This window comes from Streptomyces globosus (genome assembly GCF_003325375.1).
Taxonomy (GTDB): Bacteria; Actinomycetota; Actinomycetes; order Streptomycetales; family Streptomycetaceae; genus Streptomyces; species Streptomyces globosus_A.
In genome coordinates this window covers 1,363,637-1,385,446 of record NZ_CP030862.1, presented here as the reverse complement: position 1 = coordinate 1,385,446, position 21,810 = coordinate 1,363,637, and the positions used below count along the sequence as shown (strand labels likewise).

The 21,810-nt window shown below is 71.7% G+C and carries 18 protein-coding genes and 5 tRNA genes; 9 read left to right on the top strand and 14 right to left on the bottom strand.

Annotation, left to right across the window (positions count from 1 at the left end):
• Nucleotides 1-23: 23 nt before the first annotated feature.
• The 9 genes from C0216_RS06540 to C0216_RS06500 form a co-directional block, all read right to left on the bottom strand.
• Nucleotides 24-96 (bottom strand) — tRNA-Glu (locus C0216_RS06540).
• Between the two features lie 27 nt (nt 97-123).
• Nucleotides 124-195 (bottom strand) — tRNA-Gln (locus tag C0216_RS06535).
• A gap of 23 nt (nt 196-218) precedes the next feature.
• Nucleotides 219-291, bottom strand: a tRNA-Glu gene (locus tag C0216_RS06530).
• A gap of 61 nt (nt 292-352) precedes the next feature.
• Nucleotides 353-425 (bottom strand) — tRNA-Glu (locus C0216_RS06525).
• A gap of 27 nt (nt 426-452) precedes the next feature.
• A tRNA-Gln gene (locus C0216_RS06520) sits at nt 453-524 on the bottom strand.
• Between the two features lie 86 nt (nt 525-610).
• The gene (locus C0216_RS06515) at nt 611-1,339 is read right to left on the bottom strand and encodes an HAD family hydrolase (RefSeq protein ID WP_114054337.1); all 729 of its coding nucleotides are present in this window, start codon (nt 1,337-1,339) and stop codon (nt 611-613) included.
• A gap of 147 nt (nt 1,340-1,486) precedes the next feature.
• Entirely contained in the window at nt 1,487-2,974 is a 1,488-nt protein-coding gene (gene gltX / locus C0216_RS06510) for a glutamate--tRNA ligase (RefSeq protein ID WP_114054336.1), read from the bottom strand.
• Nucleotides 2,967-3,767 carry a fumarylacetoacetate hydrolase family protein gene (locus C0216_RS06505; protein ID WP_114054335.1) on the bottom strand — a complete coding sequence of 267 codons (801 nt, stop codon included), beginning with the start codon at nt 3,765-3,767 and terminating at the stop codon, nt 2,967-2,969. The genes gltX and C0216_RS06505 overlap by 8 nt, the downstream gene beginning before the upstream one ends.
• 142 nt (nt 3,768-3,909) lie before the next feature.
• The gene (locus C0216_RS06500; protein WP_114054334.1) at nt 3,910-4,098 is read right to left on the bottom strand and encodes a hypothetical protein; all 189 of its coding nucleotides are present in this window, start codon (nt 4,096-4,098) and stop codon (nt 3,910-3,912) included.
• 566 nt (nt 4,099-4,664) lie between these two features.
• On the opposite strand from C0216_RS06500, the gene C0216_RS06495 reads away from it, so the two are divergent.
• From C0216_RS06495 to C0216_RS06460, 8 genes are all read left to right on the top strand, one after another.
• Nucleotides 4,665-8,396 (top strand): sensor histidine kinase, encoded by a 3,732-nt coding sequence (locus C0216_RS06495; protein WP_246042346.1) that lies wholly within the window; start codon nt 4,665-4,667, stop codon nt 8,394-8,396.
• Nucleotides 8,397-8,405: 9 nt separating this feature from the next.
• The gene (locus C0216_RS06490; protein WP_162793327.1) at nt 8,406-8,819 is read left to right on the top strand and encodes a roadblock/LC7 domain-containing protein; all 414 of its coding nucleotides are present in this window, start codon (nt 8,406-8,408) and stop codon (nt 8,817-8,819) included.
• 150 nt (nt 8,820-8,969) lie between these two features.
• Nucleotides 8,970-9,365, top strand: a complete 396-nt coding sequence (locus tag C0216_RS06485) for a DUF742 domain-containing protein (RefSeq protein WP_114054331.1) — start codon at nt 8,970-8,972, stop codon at nt 9,363-9,365.
• The gene (locus tag C0216_RS06480) at nt 9,346-9,927 is read left to right on the top strand and encodes a GTP-binding protein (protein WP_114054330.1); all 582 of its coding nucleotides are present in this window, start codon (nt 9,346-9,348) and stop codon (nt 9,925-9,927) included. Before C0216_RS06485 ends, C0216_RS06480 begins: the two co-directional genes overlap by 20 nt.
• A gap of 292 nt (nt 9,928-10,219) precedes the next feature.
• Entirely contained in the window at nt 10,220-13,387 is a 3,168-nt protein-coding gene (locus tag C0216_RS06475) for a nitrate- and nitrite sensing domain-containing protein (RefSeq protein ID WP_114054329.1), read from the top strand.
• Between the two features lie 10 nt (nt 13,388-13,397).
• Nucleotides 13,398-13,811, top strand: a complete 414-nt coding sequence (locus C0216_RS06470; protein ID WP_114058494.1) for a roadblock/LC7 domain-containing protein — start codon at nt 13,398-13,400, stop codon at nt 13,809-13,811.
• Nucleotides 13,812-13,905: 94 nt separating this feature from the next.
• Nucleotides 13,906-14,457, top strand: a complete 552-nt coding sequence (locus C0216_RS06465; RefSeq protein ID WP_114054328.1) for a DUF742 domain-containing protein — start codon at nt 13,906-13,908, stop codon at nt 14,455-14,457.
• Nucleotides 14,438-15,019, top strand: coding sequence for a GTP-binding protein (locus C0216_RS06460; protein ID WP_037792108.1), 582 nt, complete (start codon nt 14,438-14,440; stop codon nt 15,017-15,019). Before C0216_RS06465 ends, C0216_RS06460 begins: the two co-directional genes overlap by 20 nt.
• A 166-nt stretch (nt 15,020-15,185) precedes the next feature.
• Here C0216_RS06460 and C0216_RS06455 read toward each other — a convergent pair whose 3' ends face one another.
• Together C0216_RS06455 and C0216_RS06450 are read right to left on the bottom strand one after the other, a co-directional pair.
• Nucleotides 15,186-15,389: an acyl-CoA carboxylase subunit epsilon gene (locus tag C0216_RS06455; RefSeq protein ID WP_114054327.1), complete on the bottom strand. Its 204-nt coding sequence runs from the start codon at nt 15,387-15,389 to the stop codon at nt 15,186-15,188.
• A gap of 19 nt (nt 15,390-15,408) precedes the next feature.
• Nucleotides 15,409-16,992, bottom strand: coding sequence for an acyl-CoA carboxylase subunit beta (locus C0216_RS06450; protein ID WP_114054326.1), 1,584 nt, complete (start codon nt 16,990-16,992; stop codon nt 15,409-15,411).
• A gap of 242 nt (nt 16,993-17,234) precedes the next feature.
• On the opposite strand from C0216_RS06450, the gene C0216_RS06445 reads away from it, so the two are divergent.
• Nucleotides 17,235-17,849 (top strand): YceI family protein, encoded by a 615-nt coding sequence (locus C0216_RS06445; RefSeq protein WP_114054325.1) that lies wholly within the window; start codon nt 17,235-17,237, stop codon nt 17,847-17,849.
• Nucleotides 17,850-17,882: 33 nt separating this feature from the next.
• Here C0216_RS06445 and C0216_RS06440 read toward each other — a convergent pair whose 3' ends face one another.
• The 3 genes from C0216_RS06440 to C0216_RS06430 form a co-directional block, all read right to left on the bottom strand.
• A complete protein-coding gene (locus C0216_RS06440; RefSeq protein ID WP_114054324.1) occupies nt 17,883-19,181 on the bottom strand; it encodes a hypothetical protein in 1,299 nt (432 codons plus the stop codon).
• A gap of 86 nt (nt 19,182-19,267) precedes the next feature.
• Nucleotides 19,268-20,890 carry a citramalate synthase gene (gene cimA, locus C0216_RS06435; RefSeq protein ID WP_114054323.1) on the bottom strand — a complete coding sequence of 541 codons (1,623 nt, stop codon included), beginning with the start codon at nt 20,888-20,890 and terminating at the stop codon, nt 19,268-19,270.
• A 283-nt stretch (nt 20,891-21,173) separates the two neighbouring features.
• On the bottom strand, nt 21,174-21,782 hold the full coding sequence (locus tag C0216_RS06430; RefSeq protein ID WP_114054322.1) for a TetR/AcrR family transcriptional regulator: 609 nt from the start codon (nt 21,780-21,782) through the stop codon (nt 21,174-21,176).
• Nucleotides 21,783-21,810: the final 28 nt, after the last annotated feature.

The following is a 21,810-nucleotide window of genomic DNA, read 5'->3' as shown; positions in this document are numbered from 1 at the left end:
CGCGGAGGGCCTCTCCCTCGATGTACCCCCGACCGGATTCGAACCGGCGCTACCGCCTTGAGAGGGCGGCGTGCTAGGCCGCTACACAACGGGGGCGTGCCTTGCAGTCGATGCTGCACTGCGCTGGGCTACCAGGACTCGAACCTAGAACAAAGGAACCAGAAACCTTCGTGTTGCCAATTACACCATAGCCCAAGGTGGTCTGAACCAGACCTCAGTACCCCCGACCGGATTCGAACCGGCGCTACCGCCTTGAGAGGGCGGCGTGCTAGGCCGCTACACAACGGGGGCCCTGGCGATCCTGCATCAAGATGTCCGGGAGCTACCCAGGACCCCTCGCGGGAAGGATCTGTACCCCCGACCGGATTCGAACCGGCGCTACCGCCTTGAGAGGGCGGCGTGCTAGGCCGCTACACAACGGGGGCAAAGCACTGCGTTACTGCTGCACTGCGCTGGGGTACCAGGACTCGAACCTAGAATAAGGGAACCAGAAACCCTCGTGTTGCCAATTACACCATACCCCACCAGAAGTCAACCCCTTGCGGGGCTTTCTTCGGGCTGCGCCTCCGTCTCCGGCCTTTCGGCCCGCTCCGGCGGCGCAGAAAGAACATTACCGGATGGCTGACCGTGCTCCAAAACGGGTATCCCGCGCCAGCACATCCGGGAGCTGGGCGAGCCCCGCGATCCGGTGCACTCCGGCCGGCCCGGGGCCGCGTACACCGTCGCGATCCAGCCACACCGCGGTGAGGCCGGCGTCCCGGGCGCCCCGTGCGTCGATCTCCGGCTGGTCGCCCACGTACGCGACCTCCGCCGGCGGCAGCCCGAGCGCCTCGCAGGCGGCGAGGAAGGCGGCCGCCTCGGGCTTGCTGACGCCCAGTTCGGCGGCGCACAGGAGCACTTCGAAGCGCTCGCGCAGTCCCAGGTGGCGGAGCTTGGCGTCCTGGTTGGCGGTGGAGGAGTTGGAGAGCACGCCGTGGCGGTAGCGGCCCGCCAGCGCGTCCAGCGCGGGCAGGACGTCCGGGAAGACCGCCCAGGCGGCCTTGTAGTGCGCGACGTACCGGTCGAACCAGGCGTCGGCCTCGGCATCGTCCATCGCCGGCTCCCCGAGGAAGTCCCGCACCCTGTCGCGCCGCTGCCCCTGGAAAGTGGTCTTCCCGGCCGCGAAGCGGTCCCACTGGCGGACCGTGGCCTCCCGCCACAGCGCGAGCGCCTCGGCGGGCGACCCGTAGCGCTCCCCCAGCCCGACCTCGGCGAGCCGGCGCGCGAGCCCGGCGGTGTCCGCCCCCGTGTAGTCGAACAGGGTGTCGTCGATGTCCCACAGCACGGCGCGGATCGGCATACCGCCGAGGCTACCCCCGGCGCACGCCGGGCGGGGGCGTACGGGGAAGTCCGGCCGGACGGCGGCCGGACGCCGGGCGGGACGCCGCAGGGGGCGGCCTCCGGCGTGTGCCGGAGGCCGCCCCCTGCGGGACGGGCGAGCCGCTGGTCAGGCGGCGGTGGCGGCCAGCTTGGCCAGGGCGGCGTCGATGCGCGCCAGCGAGCGCTCCCTGCCCAGGATCTGCAGGGACTCGAAGAGCGGCAGGCCGACGGTGCGGCCGGTGACGGCGACGCGGACCGGCGCCTGCGCCTTGCCGAGCTTGAGGCCGTGGGCCTCGCCCGCGGCGAGGACTGCCTGCTTGAGCGCCTCCGGGTCGTTCCAGTCGGCCGTCTCCAGGCGGGCGCGGGCCGAGGTCAGCAGGCCCGCGGGGTCGCCCTTCATCGCCTTGTCCCAGGAGGCCTGGTCCTCGACCGGCTCCTTGCGGAAGAGGAAGTCGACGTTCGCGGTGATGTCCGACAGGACGGTGACGCGGGTCTGGGCGTACGGCGCGATGGCCGCCCAGGCGTCGGCGTCGAAGTCCTCGGGCTCCCAGTTGGCGAAGGGGGCCTGCAGCCACGGGGCGCACGCGTCGGCGAAGGCCTTCCCGTCCAGCCGGCGGATGTGGTCGGCGTTGATCGCCTCGGCCTTCTTCAGGTCGAAGCGGGCCGGGTTGGCGTTGACGCCGTCGATGTCGAACTTCGCCACCATCTCCTCGACCGAGAAGACGTCCTGGTCCTTGGAGAAGGACCAGCCGAGCAGCGAGAGGTAGTTCAGCAGGCCCTCGGGGAGGAAGCCGCGCTCGCGGTAGAGGTTGAGCGAGGACTCCGGGTCGCGCTTGGAGAGCTTCTTGTTGCCCTCGCCCATGACGTACGGCAGGTGGCCGAACTGCGGGACGGCCTTGGCGACGCCGAGCTCGATGAGCGCCTTGTACAGGGCGATCTGGCGCGGGGTGGAGGAGAGCAGGTCCTCGCCGCGCAGCACGTGCGTGATCTCCATCAGCGCGTCGTCGACCGGGTTGACGAGCGTGTAGAGCGGGGCGCCGTTGGCGCGCAGGATGCCGAAGTCCGGCACGTTCTCCGGAGTGAAGGTCAGCTCGCCGCGGACCAGGTCGGTGAAGGTGATCGGCTCGTCGGGCATCCGGAAGCGTACGATCGGCGTGCGGTGCTCGCCCTGGTAGGCCTCCAGCTGGACTGCGCTCAGCTCGCGGCAGTGGCCGTCGTAGCCGGAGGGCTTGCCGGCGGCGCGGGCGGCCGCGCGGCGGGCGTCGAGCTCCTCGGTGGTGCAGTAGCAGTCGTAGGCGTAGCCGCCGTCCTTGAGCTTCTTCGCGACGTCCGCGTAGATCTCCATGCGCTGCGACTGGCGGTACGGGGCGTGCGGACCGCCCACCTCGGGGCCCTCGTCCCAGGTGAAGCCGAGCCAGCGCAGCGAGTCCAGCAGCTGGACGTACGACTCCTCGGAGTCGCGGGCCGCGTCGGTGTCCTCGATGCGGAAGACGAACGTGCCGCCGTGGTGGCGGGCGAACGCCCAGTTGAACAGGGCGGTGCGGACCAGGCCCACGTGGGGGTTGCCGGTCGGCGAGGGACAGAAACGTACGCGGACGGGGGTCGCGTTAGCCACGCTTGATCACCTTGTTGGTGAGAGTGCCGATGCCTTCGATGGTGACGGCGACCTCGTCGCCGACGCTGAGGGGGCCGACTCCGGCCGGGGTCCCCGTGAGGATGACGTCGCCGGGGAGCAGCGTCATCGCCTCGCTGATGTGGACGACGAGGTCCTCGACGGAGCGGACCATGTCGGCGGTGCTGCCGAGCTGGCGCTGCTCGCCGTTGACGGTGCACTGGACGGCCAGGCCCGCGGCGACGGCCGCCGGGTCGATGCCGGTCTCGATCCAGGGGCCGAGCGGGCAGGCGCCGTCGAAGCCCTTGGCCCGGGCCCACTGCTGCTCGCGCTTCTGCACGTCGCGGGCGGTGACGTCGTTGGCGCACGTGAAGCCGAGGACGACCTCGGCCACCCGCTCGCGGGGGACCTCGCGGCACATCCGGCCGATCACCACGGCGAGCTCCGCCTCGTGGTGGACGTCCTGGGAGAAGGAGGGGTAGGGGATGGGGTCGCCGGGGCCGATCACCGAGGTGGACGGCTTGAAGAAGGTGATCGGCGCGTCGGGCACGGCGTTGCCCAGCTCCGCCGCGTGCTCCGCGTAGTTGCGGCCGACGGCCACGACCTTGTTCGGGAGCACGGGCGGCAGCAGCCGGACCTTGCTCAGCGGGACCTTCGTGCCGGACAGCTCGAAGTCCGCGAACGGGATGCCCTTGATGATGTCGAGGACGGGCTCGCCCCCGGCGCCGGGGGCCGAGTCGCCCTCGACCGCGCCGAACGCGACATTGCCGTCGATCGAGAACCTGGCGATGCGCACGCTTTGCGTCTGCCCCTCTGTCATTTCCGCTGGCTGGAGTCTGCGGACTCCAGGCTAACGCGGTGGGAGGCGGGGCCCGGCGCTCTTCCCGCCGGCGGCCCGTCGCGGGGCGCCGACGGCTGCACGGCCGCTGCCTGCCGAGCTACGGGGCGGCGGGCGCGGCGGCGGGGGCGTCCATCAGGACGGTGCGGCGCGGGTTCGCGGTCTGGGTGGGCAGCTCGACGGCGTGCTCCGGAGCCTGGGGCGCCTGCAGTTCCTCGGCGTCCTTGAGGTGCGCGAGGGTGGTGCGGCGCGGGTTGGCTATGTTGCGGAACAGCATCGTCGTCTTCATCGGAGTCTCGGGCCTCGGCTCGGTCGTCGGGAGGGGTTGTCGGTTCCTTCAACCCTGTAAAGGGCAAGGCTAAACATCGGAATCCCCGCCTGAACCGGCAAGTATTGGCCACGGACATGTGAGTTTGCTCACCAGCTGCCCGGCAATACGGACATAACAGGCAGTCAACTACGGGTGCCGAAACGGACATTGCGCCACCGAACAAGCCATTCCGCTCCTGATCATTACGACTGGGACACCTTGCCAGCCATGGCGTTTGGACAGCGTAAGTCCGATTCACACCGAAAGGTCTCGCACCGTACGTAGCGCAGCGGTCACATGGTGTGGCGGACTCCGGGTGCGGGCACGCGCACCTTGTTGGAGATCCGCCACTGTGCTGGAATTCGCGGGACCGCCGCGGGAGAACCCCGGCGCGCAGGTGGCGCGAGACCGCGCCGCGCGGCGGTAACGGAAGGATGACGCGCCGGTCACCGACGACCACCATGGGGCCGCAAGCAAGCGCCCCACGACTCGACACCGTCCCACCGTCGCCCGGCGGGACGCCTGGTCCAGAGGTTGCGACGCTAGTGCAGGGACGATTCAAGCGGGATGGCAAGGGGTCTCCCCAGGCCCTTCAGGGCCGAGGGGAAGCTGCTGCGGAGCAGGAGCCTCGCGGCGGGACCGACCGAGGCTCCTCGCCCCAGCACGCCCAAGGCCGCGGGCCGGCCCTCGAAGGTGCGGCCCCCGAGGCCGCCGGTGCGAAGGGCGGCGTGAAGAGCAAGGCCACGCGCATCAAGGCCCGGGGCAAGAACAAGGGCAAGGCCGCGGCCGAGTCCCCGGCCGAGAAGGACACCGCGATACCCGCGGCCCCTCCCGGGCCCGGCTCCCGCCTGCACATGCAGAACTGGCGCATCAGCACGCGCCTGGTGTCGCTGCTGACCCTCCCCGTCGTCGCCGCCACCAGCCTCGGCGGCTTCCGCATCAACGACTCGCTCAACGACATCGAGCAGCTGGAGCACATGCAGCTGCTGACGACGATGACCCGGCAGGCCACCAACCTGGCCGCCGCGCTCCAGGAGGAGCGCGACCGCTCCGCGGGTCCGCTGTCGACCGACAAGTCCGGCAAGATGGACACCCTCGTCACGGGTGTCCGCGCGCAGACCGACGCCGCCGCGAAGTCCTTCGCCAACGCGACCGACCGCGTCGACACCGCCGAGGACAAGGACGAGACGCTCAAGTCGATCCGCAACAACATCCTGCAGATCGGCCGCCAGCTCGCCAGCCTGGACACGGTCCGCAAGAACGCGTACCAGAACGGCGCGCAGCAGACCGTCACCGAGTACAACCAGCTGATCGTCTCGCTGCTCTCGCTCTCCCAGGACATGGCGCAGGCCACCTCCAGCCCGGAGATGATCAAGCGTACGCGCGCCCTCGCCGCGTTCTCCTCCGCGAAGGAGTACGCCTCGATCCAGCGCGCCATCATCGCCGCCTCGCTGCCCGACGGCGGCGAGAAGACCGGCAACCTCACCGAGAACGACCGCCTGTACGCCCTCTCCGCGCAGCGCGGCGAGGGCCAGGCGAAGAAGACCTTCGAGCTCGTCTACCAGGGCAACTCCGAGGACCTCCTCGCGGCGCTCGGCGACGGCAACCCCGAGATCGGCAAGGCGGACCACTACACCCGCCGCGTCCTGTCGAACCCCAACCAGTTCGCGAAGGAGACGCAGTACCGCTCCTGGATGGACTGGTACGACGCGGACGACACCAAGCTCCAGGCCATGAAGGTCATCGAGCTGACGCTGCTCGAGGACATGGAGCAGAAGGCCCGCGAGCTGAAGAACGAGTCGCAGCGCGACGCCATCATCAACGGTGCGCTGATCCTCCTCGTCCTCGGCGTGTCCCTCGTCGGCGCGTTCGTGATGGCGCGGTCGATGATCGGCTCGCTGCGCCGCCTGCAGGACACCGCGACCCGGGTCGCCCAGGACCGCCTGCCCGAGCTCGTCAAGCAGCTCTCCGAGTCCGACCCGCAGGACGTCGACACGTCCGTGGAGTCCGTCGGCCTGCACACCCGCGACGAGATCGGCCAGGTGGCCGCGGCCTTCGACGACGTGCACCGCGAGGCGGTCCGACTCGCCGCCGAGCAGGCCCTCCTGCGGGGCAACGTCAACGCGATGTTCACCAACCTCTCGCGCCGCTCCCAGGGCCTCATCCAGCGCCAGCTCTCGCTCATCTCCGAGCTGGAGTCCCGCGAGGCCGACCCGGACCAGCTGTCCTCGCTCTTCAAGCTCGACCACCTCGCCACCCGCATGCGCCGGAACGGCGAGAACCTCCTCGTCCTCGCAGGCGAGGAGCCTGGCCGCCGGTGGACCCGCCCCGTGCCGCTCGTCGACGTGCTCCGCGCCGCGGCGTCCGAGGTGGAGCAGTACGAGCGCATCGAGCTGGCGTCGGTGCCGGGCACCGATGTCGCCGGCCGCGTCGTCAACGACCTCGTGCACCTGCTCGCCGAGCTGCTGGAGAACGCCACGTCGTTCTCCTCCCCCCAGACCAAGGTCAAGGTCACCGGCCACGCGCTGCCCGACGGCCGCGTGCTGGTCGAGATCCACGACACCGGCATCGGCCTCTCCCCCGAGGACCTCGCCGCGATCAACGAGCGGCTCGCCGCGCCGCCGACCGTGGACGTCTCCGTCTCCCGCCGCATGGGCCTCTTCGTGGTCGGCCGCCTGTCCCTGCGACACGGCATCCGCATCCAGCTGCGCCCGTCCGACTCGGGCGGCACCACGGCCCTCGTCATGCTGCCGGTGGACGTCGCCCAGGGCGGCAAGAAGCCGGGCGGCCCCGGTGGTCCCGGCGGCCAGGGTGCCGCGGGCCAGCAGGGCGCCCCCGGCGCCCCCGCGGGCCAGGGCTCCGGCCCGGCCGGCGGCGCCCGCCAGGGCGCCGGTGCCGCTCCGCAGCGCAGCGGTGTGGCCGCGGCCATGGGCCAGCGCGCGGCGCTGGCAGGCCAGCGCGGTGCGGGCGGCCCGCAGGGCAACCGCCCGCAGCAGGGCGCTCCGGGCGGCCGTCCGCAGGGCGGTCCCGGCCTGCCCGCCGCTCCGGCGGGGCAGGACCAGGGCGGCTTCGGCGGCGGTGCACCGATGCCGAACCGCGCTCCGGCCGGCGGCCCCGGCCACGGCCCGGGTGCTCCCGGTGGTCCGGGTGCCCCCGGCGGCCTCCAGCAGCGCCCCGCTGCGGCTCCCCCGGCTTCGGCCCCCGCCGGCTTCGCGCAGGGCAGCGGCTTCGAGCGGCCGCAGCCGCCGCAGCCGGCCGCCCCCTCGGGCCAGGCCCCCGCTCCCGCGGCGCCCCCCGCGGCCCCGTCGCAGCGCGGCCCGCGGGCGCAGCTGCCGCCGCGCGGCGGCGCCGCCCGCCCGGAGCTGCCGGGCACGGGTGCCCCGCAGGCCACCAGCTGGGGCGCCGACCCGGCGCGCCAGGGCGGCCAGGGCGGCCAGGAGTTCCCGCGCGGCCACGACGAGCTCTCGGGCCCCGGCTCGACGGCGGAGTTCCCGCGCCCGGACTTCAACGCCCCGCCTCCGCACGGCATGGGCGGCAACAGCACGACGGGGCAGTTCGCGCGTCCCGACGTGCGCGGCGCGGACGCGTCCGCGACGGGCCAGTTCGCCCGCCAGGAATTCCAGGCCCCGCGGCCCGGCGGTCCCGGCGCCGGCGGCTTCGCCCCGCAGCAGCCCCAGGCCCCGCAGCTGCCGCAGCCGCAGCTGCCGCAGCCGCAGCAGCCCGAGGCGCTGCCGCCGGCTGCCGGCGGCCCCGAGCGCAGCCCGATCTTCGAGTCGCTGGAGTCGAACTGGTACCCGTCGGAGGGCTCCCGCCCCACCGGCCAGGTGCCGGCCGTGCCCCAGCAGCCGCAGGCCGCCGCCCCGGCGGCCCCGGCCCCCGCTCCCGCCCGGCGCCCGCAGCAGCCGCTGCCGCAGCGCGGCCAGGAGCCGCCGGCCGAGCCGGCCGCGGCGACGACCGGCAGCACGCCGACCGTCAGCTGGCGGTCCTCGCCGAACGACGAGCTGATGCGCCAGGCCGAGCGCGTGCGCCAGCCCGCCGCCGGCGGCATCACGACCTCGGGGCTGCCCCGCCGGGTACCGCGGGCGAACCTCGTGGCCGGCACCGCGCAGCAGCAGACCGACACCCAGGCCGGTCCCCAGGTCTCGCGCGCCCCGGACGACGTCCGCGGCCGTCTGACCAACCTCCGACGCGGTATCCAGCAGGGCCGCCAGGCCGGCAACAACGGCCCGGCGACCGGCAGCTACCACATCGACCCCACTTACCAGCAGGAGCGTTAGTTGAGTTCGATGAGCCAGGCGGCACAGAACCTGAACTGGTTGATCACCAACTTCGTGGACAACACCCCCGGGGTGTCCCACACGGTGGTGGTCTCCGCCGACGGCCTCCTTCTGGCGATGTCCGACGGATTCCCGCGCGACCGCGCCGACCAGCTGGCGGCCGTGGCCTCCGGACTGACCTCGCTGACCGCCGGAGCCTCCCGCATCTTCGAGGGCGGGGCCGTCAACCAGACCGTGGTCGAGATGGACCGGGGGTTCCTCTTCCTCATGTCCGTCTCCGACGGGTCCTCGCTCGCGGTGCTCGCGCACCCCGAGTGCGACATCGGCCTCGTCGGCTACGAGATGGCCCTCCTCGTCGACCGCGCAGGCACGGTCCTCACCCCGGACCTGCGCGCGGAGCTCCAGGGAAGCCTGCTCATCTGACCCGCCATCCCCCGGTCGGACGGTACTTCCGGCCGGGGGACCGGGGCCCCGCCCCGGGATCCAGTACCACCGCCAGGCCGTCATACCGTCCCCCCACCGGCCGCCCCGTCAGACGGCATGCTGACCACTGCTGTCCAGCCCGGAGGATCAATGACCCCGCCCCCCGCCTACTCCGATGCGTACGACGACTCGTCGTACTCGGAGGGCGACCAGCCGCTTGTGCGCCCGTACGCGATGACGGGCGGCCGGACCCGGCCCCGCTACCAGCTCGCCATCGAGGCGCTGGTGAGCACCACCGCCGATCCGATGCACCTGTCGAACCTGCTGCCCGAGCACCAGCGCATCTGCACGCTGTGCCGCGAGGTCAAGTCGGTCGCGGAGGTCTCCGCCCTGCTGTCGATGCCACTCGGCGTGGCGCGCATCCTGGTGGCCGACCTGGCAGAGGCCGGCATGGTGGCCATCCACCAGCCGGGCAACGGAGAGGCCGGCGGCACGCCGGACGTGACACTGCTCGAAAGGGTGCTCAGTGGACTTCGCAAGCTCTAACGGCGGGGCGGCACGCTCCACCACCTCCGCGAAGATCGTGGTGGCGGGCGGCTTCGGCGTGGGCAAGACCACGTTCGTCGGCGCGGTCTCCGAGATCAACCCCCTGCGCACCGAAGCCGTCATGACCAGCGCCTCCGCCGGCATCGACGACCTCACCCACACCGGGGACAAGACGACCACCACCGTCGCCATGGACTTCGGCCGCATCACCCTGGACCAGGACCTCATCCTCTACCTGTTCGGCACCCCCGGACAGGACCGCTTCTGGTTCATGTGGGACGACCTCGTCCGCGGCGCCATCGGCGCCGTCGTCCTCGTCGACACCCGCCGACTCGCCGACTGCTTCCCCGCCGTCGACTACTTCGAAAACAGCGGCCTCCCCTTCGTCATCGCCCTCAACGGCTTCGACGGACACCAGCCCTACACCCCCGAAGAAGTCCGCGAAGCACTCCAGATCGGCCCCGACGCCCCCATCATCACCACCGACGCCCGCCACCGCGCCGACGCCAAGAGCGCCCTCATCACGCTCGTCGAACACGCCCTCATGGCACGGCTGAAGTAACGGGGCGGGCATGTGTGCGCGGCAGGGCGGGCTGTGTCGTACGACACGGCCCGCCCTGCTTGTTCATAACGTTTCGACAGAGAATTGCCCGCTGCCGGGCACGGGGTGCGGTCGGGTGGTACCGCTGTGCGCACGAGCGTTCCCGTTTTCACCGCCGGTCACTCTTTATGTCCGTTTTACGTAGGCCGTCGGGCCGTCCGGGCCGCACGGCCGGACTGTTTGGAACACGGCCGTTCACCGTGCTGGAATTCAACTAACCAGCTAGTAGCACCGCCGAGAGGTTGTTGGTCGAGTGAGGCGAAGCAGCTCGAGCCCCGCGGATGAATCCGCGCGCGGCAACTTCACCCCGCCGCAGCGCGCGGCCGCACCGCCCGTCGACGTGCCCGCGCAGCCGCCGGCGAAGGGCAGCACCAGCAGGTTCTCGCCGCGCAACTGGCGTGTGGCGACCCGTCTGAACGCCATCCTGCTCCTGCCCGTCCTCGTCGGACTGGTCATGGGCGGCTTCCAGGTGAAGGGGTCCGTCGACACCTGGAACGAGGCCAAGGACGCCGAGAAGACCGCCCGCGTGGTCCAGGCGGCGGCGGAGTACGGCCAGGCGCTGCTCAACGAGCGCGACCTCACGGCCGAGCCGCTGCTGAAGGGCGACAGGAACAACCCGGCCGTCGCGAAGGCCTACGCGGCCACCGACGAGGCCCAGGGCAAGTTCGCGCTCGCGGTAAAGGACCTCCCCGAGAACCAGGGCCTGGAGCGCCGCCTGCAGCTCTTCCGGCAGGAGGAGCCGAAGCTGGAGGCGGTCCGCAAGTCCGCCTACACGGCCCCGGAGACGGCGAAGAAGAACCTGCCGTCCCAGGCCGGCCCCATCCCCACCGAGGACGGCTACCTCCTCGTCCAGCACTACCTGATGCAGTTCTCCAACGAACTGGGTCTGGGCACCGGCAACGTCACCAGCTACGGCCGGATGGTCTACGCGGTCGAGCTCGCCAAGGCCGCCGAGTCGCTCCAGCGCGCCATCGGCACGCACCTCCTCGTCCGCCCGAGCGAGAACGAGGAAGTCCGCAAGGCACAGCTGATCGCCTTCTCCTCGTACGCCTATCTGGAGGAGATCGCCGTCGGCGAGTACGTCGCGGCGGGCACCGAGGAGGACGTCAACCGCCTCCGCGAGGTGATGGACAAGAAGAAGAAGGACGGCGAGGCCAAGATCGCCGCCGCGAAGGGGCAGGCCGAGCAGGCCGGCACCCCGTTCAAGGCCCCGCCCGCGGTCAACGGCTCGGTGCTCGCCGGCATGACCGAGGCGATAGCCGGCGGCGACAAGCCCTCCGTGCTCGCCAAGAACGGCACCACGCCGCAGGCCTGGCAGGCCGCCGCGACGGCCAAGTTCGAGGGCTACGCCGAGATCGAGAAGGAACTCCTCGACAAGGCCGTCAAGGACACCGTCGCCATCTCCGAGGAGGCCCGCAACGACGCCGTCGTCACCGGCGCCATCGTGGTCGTGGCCCTGCTGGCCGCGTTCGTCCTCGCCGGCATGGTGGCCCGCCAGATGAGCCGCTCGATGCGCCGCCTGCGCTCCGCCGCCTTCGACGTCGCCGAGCAGCGCCTGCCGGCGCTCGTCGACCAGCTCTCCCGCACCGACCCGGGCAAGGTCGACACCCGCGTCGCCCCGATCCCGATCGACTCCCAGGACGAGATCGGCGAGGTCGCCCGCGCGTTCGACCAGGTCCACCGCGAGGCGGTCCGCCTCGCCGCCGAGCAGGCCCTCCTGCGGGGCAACGTCAACGCGATCTTCACGAACCTCTCCATGCGCAACCAGTCGCTGATCGAGGGCCAGCTGACCCTCATCACCGACCTGGAGAACAACGAGGCCGACCCGGACCAGCTGGAGAACCTCTTCCGCCTGGACCACCTGGCCACCCGCATGCGCCGCAACGGCGAGAACCTCCTCATCCTCGCGGGCGAGGAGCCGGGCCGCCGCTGGGACCAGCCGGTGCCCCTCGTCGACGTCCTGCGCGCCGCCTCCTCGGAGGTGGAGCAGTACGAGCGCATCGAGTTCGAGGGCGTCTCCGAGGCCGAGATCCACGGCCAGGCCGTGACCGACCTCGTGCACCTGCTCGCCGAGCTGCTGGAGAACGCCACCACGTTCTCCTCCCCGCAGACCAAGGTCCGCGTCAACGCCACGCGACTGCCCGACGGCCGCGTCATGGTCGAGATCCACGACAAGGGCATCGGCCTGACCGCCGAGGACTTCGCGGACATCAACCACAAGCTGGCCAACCCGCCGACCGTGGACGCCGCGATCTCGCAGCGCATGGGCCTCTTCGTGGTCGGCCGCCTGGCAGACCGGCACAACATCCGCGTCCAGCTGCGCCCCTCGGGCGAGGCGGCCGGCACCACGTCGCTGATCATGCTCCCGGACGCCATCACCCACGGTGGCGGCGGCGAGGGCATCCCGGACGACGAGTTCACCGTCTCCTCGATGATCCCGCAGCAGGCGGCCGAGCAGGACGCCCCGCTGCGCACCGCGGCCGAACTCGGCTTCGACGACTCCCGCTACGACGCCGACGGGGCCCCCGCGGGCCCGGTGGGCCGCTCCCTGGGCAACCAGGAGCGCCGCGCGGCCCTCGCCGCCCAGCTGGGCCAGCCGCAGGCCGGCCAGGAGCAGGCCGACCAGGAGTATGCGGAACCGCAGCCGGAGCACGGGTACCAGGAGTACCCGGAGTACGGCGGGCAGTCGGCTCCCGTCTACGACCCGGCGTACGACACCGGTCAGGCGCACCACCAGCAGCAGGGCTACGAGGCGTACCCGCAGCAGGACTACGGTTATGCGGAAGCGGGCTACCAGGAGCCGCACCAGGACTCCCAGGCCTACCAGGGCGGTTACGAAACCCAGGATCAGCACGGTGCCTGGCCGGAGCAGAACACCTACTCCGAGGGCTACGACCAGGGGTACGGGACCGAATCGGAACCCCCTGTCGCTCCCGAACCCGCCGCGGACCGCGTAGGCTTCGACCGTCCGGGCGCCGCTGCCGACACCGGTCACGCATTGACCGGAGCGGGCCTGCCGCGCCGCGGCAGCCAGCAGCAGTGGCAGCCGGCGCAGCAGGAAGCGGAGTCCCCCGGATCCCTCTTCGAGCAGCGGCCTCAGCGACAGCAGCAGGACGCCGCCCCGAAGGCGGACGAGGAGGCCGGCCCGGGCTGGCGCTCGAAGAACGACGAGCGCTGGCAGCAGGCCGGAAAGCTCCGCGAGCCGAAGGCGGGCGGGGTCACCTCGTCCGGTCTCCCGCGGCGGGTACCCAAGGCCAACCTGGTCGAGGGCTCCGCGGAGACGACCCCGCAGGGCGGCCCCCAGGTCTCCCGCGCTCCGGAGGACGTCCGCGGCAGGTTGAGCAACCTGCGGCGCGGTGTCCAGCAGGGACGCAGCGCGGGTACTGAGCAGTCAAGTAACAGCTATGACCAGGAGCGTTAGTGTGAGCCCGATGAGCCAGGCGGCACAGAACCTGAACTGGTTGATCACCAACTTCGTGGACAACACCCCCGGGGTGTCCCACACGGTGGTGGTCTCCGCCGACGGCCTCCTTCTGGCGATGTCCGACGGATTCCCGCGCGACCGCGCCGACCAGCTGGCGGCCGTGGCCTCCGGACTGACCTCGCTGACCGCCGGAGCCTCCCGCATCTTCGAGGGCGGCGCCGTCAACCAGACCGTGGTCGAGATGGACCGGGGATTCCTCTTCCTCATGTCCATCTCCGACGGGTCCTCGCTCGCGGTGCTCGCGCACCCCGAGTGCGACATCGGCCTCGTCGGCTACGAGATGGCCCTCCTCGTCGACCGCGCAGGCACGGTCCTCACCCCGGACCTGCGCGCCGAACTGCAGGGAAGCCTTCTCAACTAGCAAACAGGCAGTGCGTTTCGCGTCACCGCACCGTAAGGTGCGGTGGCGCGGTTCCACAGGGAGTACTGCGTTACTGGAGTTCGGAGGAGGAGACGTGACAACACCCGGAGGACATCCTTACGGCGGCGCGCAGCAGCCGCAGGGTGGGCACGACCAGAACCGCTTCAACTTCCCCTCCGCCCCCAGCATGCCCGTGCCGGAGCAGAACCCGTACCAGCAGCAGCCGTACGCCCAGCCCCACCAGGCGCCCCAGCGGCCCTCGCAGCAGCCCTTCCGGGCCGGCCGCGGCCAGGCCCCCAAGGCGCACAACCCGCTGGTGCGTCCGTATGCAATGACCGGCGGCCGGACCCGGCCGCGCTACCAGCTCGCCATCGAGGCGCTGGTCAGCACCACGGCGGATCCCGCTCGGCTGCAAGGGCAGTTGCCCGAGCACCAGCGCATCTGCCGCCTGTGCCTGGAGATCAAATCCGTCGCGGAGATCTCGGCACTCCTCTCCATTCCTCTTGGTGTCGCCCGCATTCTCGTCGCCGACCTGGCGGAGGCGGGCCTTGTCGCCATTCACCAGCCCGGCGGCGACGAATCCGCCGGCGGCCAGCCAGATGTGACACTGCTCGAAAGGGTGCTCAGTGGACTTCGCAAGCTCTAACGGCGGGGCGGCACGCTCCACCACCTCCGCGAAGATCGTGGTGGCGGGCGGCTTCGGCGTGGGCAAGACCACGTTCGTCGGCGCGGTCTCCGAGATCAACCCCCTGCGCACCGAAGCCGTCATGACCAGCGCCTCCGCCGGCATCGACGACCTCACCCACACCGGGGACAAGACGACCACCACCGTCGCCATGGACTTCGGCCGCATCACCCTGGACCAGGACCTCATCCTCTACCTGTTCGGCACCCCCGGACAGGACCGCTTCTGGTTCATGTGGGACGACCTCGTCCGCGGCGCCATCGGCGCCGTCGTCCTCGTCGACACCCGCCGACTCGCCGACTGCTTCCCCGCCGTCGACTACTTCGAAAACAGCGGCCTCCCCTTCGTCATCGCCCTCAACGGCTTCGACGGACACCAGCCCTACACCCCCGAAGAAGTCCGCGAAGCACTCCAGATCGGCCCCGACGCCCCCATCATCACCACCGACGCCCGCCACCGCGCCGACGCCAAGAGCGCCCTCATCACGCTCGTCGAACACGCCCTCATGGCACGGCTGCGGTAGTCCCCGCGGAGCACGCGCACGCGAGAAGGCCCCCGAGTCCGCCGGACCGGGGGTCTTCGCCGTACCCGGGCCAAGGGGCCCGTGCAGCGTCCTGCGCATCCCGGCGGGCATGCGTCAGGCCCCGCACCCTTCGCGGGGTGCGGGGCCTGACGGGGGCTCGGCGGGGTCAGCCCTGCCAGCTGTGCGGGGCGCGGAAGCCGGGGGTGCGCTCCAGGCGGCGCCAGCCGGCCTGGGAGCGCAGGCGGCGGGGGCCGTCCTGGGCGGGCACGGACGCGGCGCGGGCCAGCAGGATCGCGGTGATCGCGGCCAGCTCCTCGGGGGCGGCGTTGCCCTTCTCGACGCGCAGCAGGGTGTCGGCGGAAGTGCTCATCGGCGGCAGATCTCCTTCGTTACTGCGGCGGGTTGCCGTGCTTGCGGGACGGCAGGTCGGCGTGCTTGCTGCGGAGCATCGCGAGGGCGCCGATCAGCGTCTCGCGGGTCTCGGCCGGGTCGATGACGTCGTCGACGAGGCCGCGCTCTGCCGCGTAGTACGGGTGCATCAGCTCGGCCTTGTACTCCTTGACCATGCGGGCGCGCATGGCCTCGGGGTCCTCCGCCTCGGCGATCTGCTTGCGGAAGATGACGTTCGCGGCGCCTTCGGCGCCCATGACCGCGATCTCGTTGGTGGGCCAGGCGTAGGTCAGGTCGGCGCCGATGGACTGGGAGTCCATGACGATGTAGGCGCCGCCGTAGGCCTTGCGCAGGATCAGCGAGATGCGGGGCACGGTGGCGTTGCAGTACGCGTACAGCAGCTTGGCGCCGTGGCGGATGATGCCGCCGTGCTCCTGGTCGACGCCGGGCAGGAAGCCGGGGACGTCGAGCAGGGTGACGATCGGGATGTTGAAGGCGTCGCACATCTGGACGAAGCGCGCGGCCTTCTCGGATGCCTCGATGTCGAGGACGCCCGCGAGGTGGGCGGGCTGGTTCGCGACGATGCCGACGACCTGGCCGTCGAGGCGGGCGAGAGCACAGATGATGTTGCGGGCCCAGCGCTCGTGGATCTCCAGGACGTCGCCGTCGTCGACGAGCTCCTCGATGACCTTGTGCATGTCGTACGGGCGGTTGCCGTCCGCGGGGACCAGGTCCAGCAGGACGTCCGAGCGCCGGTCGGCGGGGTCGGCGGTCTCGTGGACGGGCGGGTTCTCGCGGTTGTTCGAGGGGAGCATCGAGATGAGGTAGCGGACCTCGGAGATGCAGGTCTCCTCGTCGTCGTACGCGAAGTGCGCGACGCCGGAGGTCTCGGCGTGCACGTCCGCACCGCCGAGGCCGTTCTGGGAGATCTCCTCGCCGGTGACGGCGCGGACGACGTCGGGTCCGGTGATGAACATCTGCGAGGTGTCGCGGACCATGAACACGAAGTCCGTGAGGGCCGGCGAGTACGCGGCGCCGCCGGCGCAGGGGCCGAGCATGACCGAGATCTGCGGGATGACGCCGGAGGCCCGGGTGTTGCGCTGGAAGATGCCGCCGTATCCGGCGAGGGCGGAGACGCCCTCCTGGATGCGGGCGCCGGCACCGTCGTTGAGGGAGACCAGCGGGGCTCCGGCGGCGATGGCCATGTCCATGATCTTGTGGATCTTGGTGGCGTGGGCCTCGCCGAGCGCGCCGCCGAAGATGCGGAAGTCGTGGGCGTAGACGAAGACCGTGCGGCCCTCGACCGTTCCCCAGCCGGTGACGACGCCGTCCGTGTAGGGCTTCTTCGCCTCCAGGCCGAAGCCGCTCGCCCGGTGGCGGCGCAGCTGCTCGACCTCCTTGAAGGAGCCCTCGTCGAGCAGGAGCGCGATGCGCTCGCGGGCCGTCAGCTTGCCCTTGGCGTGCTGGGCCTCGGTGGCGCGGTCACTGGGTCCACGCCGCGCCTGCTCGCGCAGGGAGTGCAGCTCGGCCACGCGCCCGCGGGCGTCCGTCGGCTCGCTGGGGGTCTGGTCCACAACGGTCATGTACTGACCTTACGAAGCGCACCATGGAAATCCTCCGTTGGTTCCGCACAGTCTCGGCCGTGTTCCGCTGTCCGGCCCGCACAGAACCACGGACGAGTGCAGGGAGACCACCATCTGAGACCCGTACCGATTGTGGGATCTCCATAAAAGCCGCACCGCCGAGGCGTAGAAGTTGAAAGTTAAACGGAATGCTCCTAGTGTGGATGTCGTTGAACATTGAACCAACTACGAGGAGCACCACCATGGGCATCTTCACCCGGCGCACCGAGCAGGCCGTCCCCCGGAACGTCCCCGCCGCCGACCCGGCGCTGGCCGCCCTGACCGGCGACTACGCCATCGACGCCGCGCACAGCAGCATCGGCTTCACCGTCCGCCACGCGATGGTGACCAACGTCCGCGGCAGCTTCGGCGACTACTCGGGCTCGCTGCACCTGGACGGCGGCGACCCGTCGCGCTCCACCGCCTCCATCGACGTCAAGACCGCCTCGGTCGACACGGGCATCGGCGACCGCGACGCCCACCTGCGGGGCGAGGACTTCTTCGCCGCGGAGCAGTTCCCGCTGATGGCCTTCCGGTCCACGTCGGCGGCCCGGATCGGCGCGGACACGTACCGGATGACCGGCGACCTGACCATCAAGGACGTGACCCGCCCCCTCTCGATCGACCTGGAGTTCGGCGGCGCCGCCACCGACCCCTACGGCAACGAGCGCGTCGGCTTCGAGGGCACCGCCGAGATCCTGCGCTCCGACTGGGGCCTGACCTGGAACGCCGCGCTGGAGGCCGGCGGCGTCATGGTCAGCGACAAGGTGAAGCTGACCTTCGACATCTCGGCGGTCAGGCAGAACCCGGCCGCCTGACGCGGCACGGGGCATCGGACCTCCCGGGGGCGGCTAGAAGCCGCCCCCGCCGTCGAAGCCGCCGCCTCCGAAGAAGTCTCCGCCGCCGAAGTCCGAGCCGCCGAAGTCGCCGCCTTCGAAGCCGCCGCCGTAGTCCGAAGCGTAGGCCGGGCCGGCCATCATCGAGCCCAGCATCGTGCCCATCAGCAGGCCGGGGAGCAGGCCGCCGCCGAAGTACCCGCCGGCCCAGGGGCCGTAGACGGGGCCGGCGTCGTAGTAGGGGCGCGGCCCGTACTCGGTGTCGACCGTCCGCACCGCCGGGTCCCGGCCCTCGCTCAGCCGGACCGCGTCCGCCGCGCACACCGGCACGCTGCGCGGCGTCCCGCCGGGCGGCGTCCACTCGGCGTCCTGGGTGCTCGGCCCGTGGCGCGGGTCGAAGAAGCAGGGCGGCCTCCGCTCGGGCAGCGGGGCTCCGCGCCGCCGCGCGTCGAGCCGGGCGAGTGCGAAGCGGCCGTCCTCCAGGGCCTCGGTGACGCCCCTGACCTCGTCGGGCCGGGCGACGGCGGCCATGATGTCCTTGGCCTGCTCGTACGCGTCGAGGGCGCGGGCGTAGTCGGTGCGCATGGCGTCGTCGGCGCCGGGCTCTCCAGGGTGGAAGTCGAGCCGGTCGAGTTCCTCGCCGAAGGCGGTGATGTCCTCGTCGACGACGACCCGCAGCTTCTCGACGGCCTCGCGCTCCTCTTCCTCGCGCCTGCGGCGGCGCCGCCGCGAGACCGCGTACGCCCCGCCGCCGCCCGCCAGGGCGAGGACGCCGAGGGTCACCAGTCCGCCGACGGGGACGCTGCCGGCGGTCCCGCCGTGCCAGGAGGCGGGGGCGCTGCCCCTGGCCTCGGCGAGGGCCTGGTCGACGAAGTTGTCGAGCTGGGTGGCGGCGTCCACCGGCCCGCCGGCCTTCACCGCGTCGGTGAGGCTGCGCACGGTGCTCGCCGGCATGACGGCCCGGTCCGCTGCGGCGTCGAAGCCGTCGCCGAGCCGGATCGCGTAGACGCCGGCCATGCCCGTCTGGGCCCGGACGGTGCGCAGCACGCTGTCGGGCGGGAACTCGCCGGTGGCGGGCAGGACGGCGACGAACACCGGCTTGTCCGCGTCCTCGATCTTCTGCGCGAGCGCGTCGGCCTCCTCCCGGGAGAGCTGGCCGGCGGCTCTGGGGTCGACGTAGACGGGGCCCTGCTCGAAGGCCTCCGCGACCGCGGCGGGGCCGGTCGCCGCCGAGGCCTGCGGGGCGGCCGCGAGGGCAGCCGCGGACAGGGACAGCAGCAGACCGGCGAACACGGATATCAGCCTGGTCCTCATACCCAGAAACTACCCGAAACGGGTGATTTCCGAACGAGTCATGCGTATCCGGATCCCGGGCCCCGGCAAGGACCCGGGCCCGGGTCCTACTCGGCCGGCTCGACCCCCGCATGCAGCAGCCCGTACGTGATGGCGTCCTCCAGGGCCTGCCAGGAGGCTGCGATCACGTTGGGCGCGACGCCCACCGTGTTCCACTCGCGGACGCCGTCCGTGGTGGAGATCAGCACGCGGGTCGTGGACTCCGTGCCGTGCGTGCCCTCCAGGATGCGCACCTTGTAGTCGGTCAGCTCGAACTTGGCCAGCTGCGGGTAGAAGCGCTCCAGGGCCACCCGCAGCGCCCGGTCCAGGGCGTTGACGGGGCCGTTGCCCTCCGCGGTGGCGACGATCCGCTCGCCCTTGGCCCACAGCTTCACGGTGGCCTCGTTGGCGTGGGTGCCGTCCGGGCGGTCCTCCACGATCGCGCGCCAGGACTCGGTGCGGAAGTACCGGCGGGCGCGGCCCTCGGCCTCGGCCCGCAGCAGCAGCTCGAAGGAGGCGTCGGCCGCCTCGTACGTGTAGCCGGCGAGCTCCCGCTCCTTGACGCGCTCGACGACGCGGGCGATCAGGGCGCGGTCGCCGCCGAGGTCGACGCCGAGCTCCTTGCCCTTGAGCTCGATGGAGGCGCGGCCGGCCATGTCGGAGACCAGCATGCGCATGGTGTTGCCGACGCGCTCGGGGTCGATGTGCTGGTAGAGGTCGGGGTCGACCTTGATGGCGGAGGCGTGCAGGCCGGCCTTGTGCGCGAAGGCGGAGACGCCGACGTACGGCTGGTGCGTGGAGGGGGTGAGGTTGACGACCTCGGCGATGGCGTGCGAGATGCGGGTCATCTCGGCGAGGGCGCCGTCGGGCAGGACGCGCCGGCCGTACTTGATCTCCAGGGCGGCGACGACCGGGAAGAGGTTGGCGTTGCCGACGCGCTCGCCGTAGCCGTTCGCGGTGCACTGGACGTGCGTGGCGCCCGCGTCGACGGCGGCGAGGGTGTTGGCGACGGCGCAGCCGGTGTCGTCCTGGGCGTGGATGCCGAGGCGGGCTCCGGTGTCGGCGAGGACCGTGGAGACGGTGGCGGTGATCTGCGCGGGCAGCATGCCGCCGTTGGTGTCGCAGAGGATGACGACGTCGGCGCCGGCCTCGTGGGCGGTGCGGACCACGGCCTTGGCGTACTCGGCGTTGGCCCGGTAGCCGTCGAAGAAGTGCTCGCAGTCGACGAAGACGCGGCGGCCGGCGGCCACGAGGTGGGAGACGGTGTCGCGGACCATCTCCAGGTTCTCTTCGAGGGTGGTGCGCAGGGCGAGTTCGACGTGCCGGTCGTGGGACTTCGCGACGAGGGTGATCACCGGCGCGCCGGACTCCAGGAGGGCCCGCACCTGCGGGTCCTCGGCGGCGGTGCCGCCGGCCCGCCGGGTCGCGCCGAAGGCGACGAGCTTGGCGTGCCTGAAGTCGATCTCGGCGCGGGCGCGGGCGAAGAACTCGGTGTCGCGGGGGTTGGCGCCGGGCCAGCCGCCCTCGATGAAGCCCACTCCGAAGTCGTCCAGGTGCCGGGCGATGGTCAGCTTGTCCGCGACGGTGAGGTTGATGCCCTCGCGCTGGGCGCCGTCGCGCAGGGTCGTGTCGAAGACGTGGAAGCCGTCGTCGGGTCCCTGCACGGGCGCGGTGGCCTGTGTCGTCGTCATGCGGGTCTGACTCCTGTCGGGTGAGTGGTTTCCGGGTGCCCGGGTTCCACTGCCCCCATCATCGCGCGCGCTGCCGTCCCGGCCTGATGGGAGCCGGTAAACGAAAAGACCCCTCGCGGGTGCGAGAGGTCTGCGCGCGGGTCAGGGGCACGGTGGCCGCCGCCGCGAAGGTCTTCCACGGGTTCAGCGGCCACTGCGGACCGGCGCGCTGCTGCCGATAATCATGAGCTGAGCAAGCACATCGGCAGTCTGGCACACCGTGCCGCGGAGCGTCCGGGCCGTCTCACGATACGAGAGACTGATCAAGGAATTCCGAGACGTGGTCGAGGATGTCGCGCCGCCCGATGCCGGGCAGCCCGACGGCGACCTGGATGCTGAACCCGTCCAGCAGGGCCCGCAGCCGGGAGGCCTGGCGGTCGGGGTCCACCGCCTTGAACTCGCCGCGCGAGATGCCCTCGGCGAGGAGGGCGACCAGGTCGCGGTGCCAGGCGCCCTCGATGGCGGCCTGCCGCTCGCGCTCCCCGGGGCCGGCGTCCTGCGAGCGGTTCCAGACCTCCAGCCAGAGCGTCCAGTGCGGGTCGCGGGCCCCGTCGGGGACGTACAGGTCGACGTACGCCTCCAGGCGCTCGCGGGCCGTGCCGCGGCGGGCCAGGAGGGCCCGGCGCTCGGCGCCGAGGGCGGCCTCGCTCCACTCCAGCGTCTGCAGCAGCAGCTCGTCCTTGCTGCCGAAGTAGTAGAGGAGGTGGCCGCTGCTCATGCCGACCTGGCGGCCCAGGCCGGCCATGGTCAGGCCGTCCAGGCCGCGCTCGGCGATGGTGGCCATCGCGGCGGCGAGGACGTCCTCGCGCGGCGGCGCGTTCTTCCGTGCCGCGCGTGCTCCACCCGCCGCCATGGCCCACTCCTCGTCGATCGGCCGCAGG

Coding starts and splice junctions, on each gene's coding strand:
- C0216_RS06515 (WP_114054337.1), bottom strand. CDS start 1,339: ATGCCGATCCGCGCCGTGCTGTGGGACATCGACGACACCCTGTTCGAC.
- C0216_RS06500 (WP_114054334.1), bottom strand. CDS start 4,098: ATGAAGACGACGATGCTGTTCCGCAACATAGCCAACCCGCGCCGCACC.
- C0216_RS06455 (WP_114054327.1), bottom strand. CDS start 15,389: ATGAGCACTTCCGCCGACACCCTGCTGCGCGTCGAGAAGGGCAACGCC.
- C0216_RS06445 (WP_114054325.1), top strand. CDS start 17,235: ATGGGCATCTTCACCCGGCGCACCGAGCAGGCCGTCCCCCGGAACGTC.
- C0216_RS06430 (WP_114054322.1), bottom strand. CDS start 21,782: ATGGCGGCGGGTGGAGCACGCGCGGCACGGAAGAACGCGCCGCCGCGC.
- C0216_RS06470 (WP_114058494.1), top strand. CDS start 13,398: ATGAGCCAGGCGGCACAGAACCTGAACTGGTTGATCACCAACTTCGTG.
- C0216_RS06490 (WP_162793327.1), top strand. CDS start 8,406: ATGAGCCAGGCGGCACAGAACCTGAACTGGTTGATCACCAACTTCGTG.
- C0216_RS06440 (WP_114054324.1), bottom strand. CDS start 19,181: ATGAGGACCAGGCTGATATCCGTGTTCGCCGGTCTGCTGCTGTCCCTG.
- C0216_RS06485 (WP_114054331.1), top strand. CDS start 8,970: ATGACCCCGCCCCCCGCCTACTCCGATGCGTACGACGACTCGTCGTAC.
- C0216_RS06450 (WP_114054326.1), bottom strand. CDS start 16,992: ATGACCGTTGTGGACCAGACCCCCAGCGAGCCGACGGACGCCCGCGGG.
- cimA (WP_114054323.1), bottom strand. CDS start 20,890: ATGACGACGACACAGGCCACCGCGCCCGTGCAGGGACCCGACGACGGC.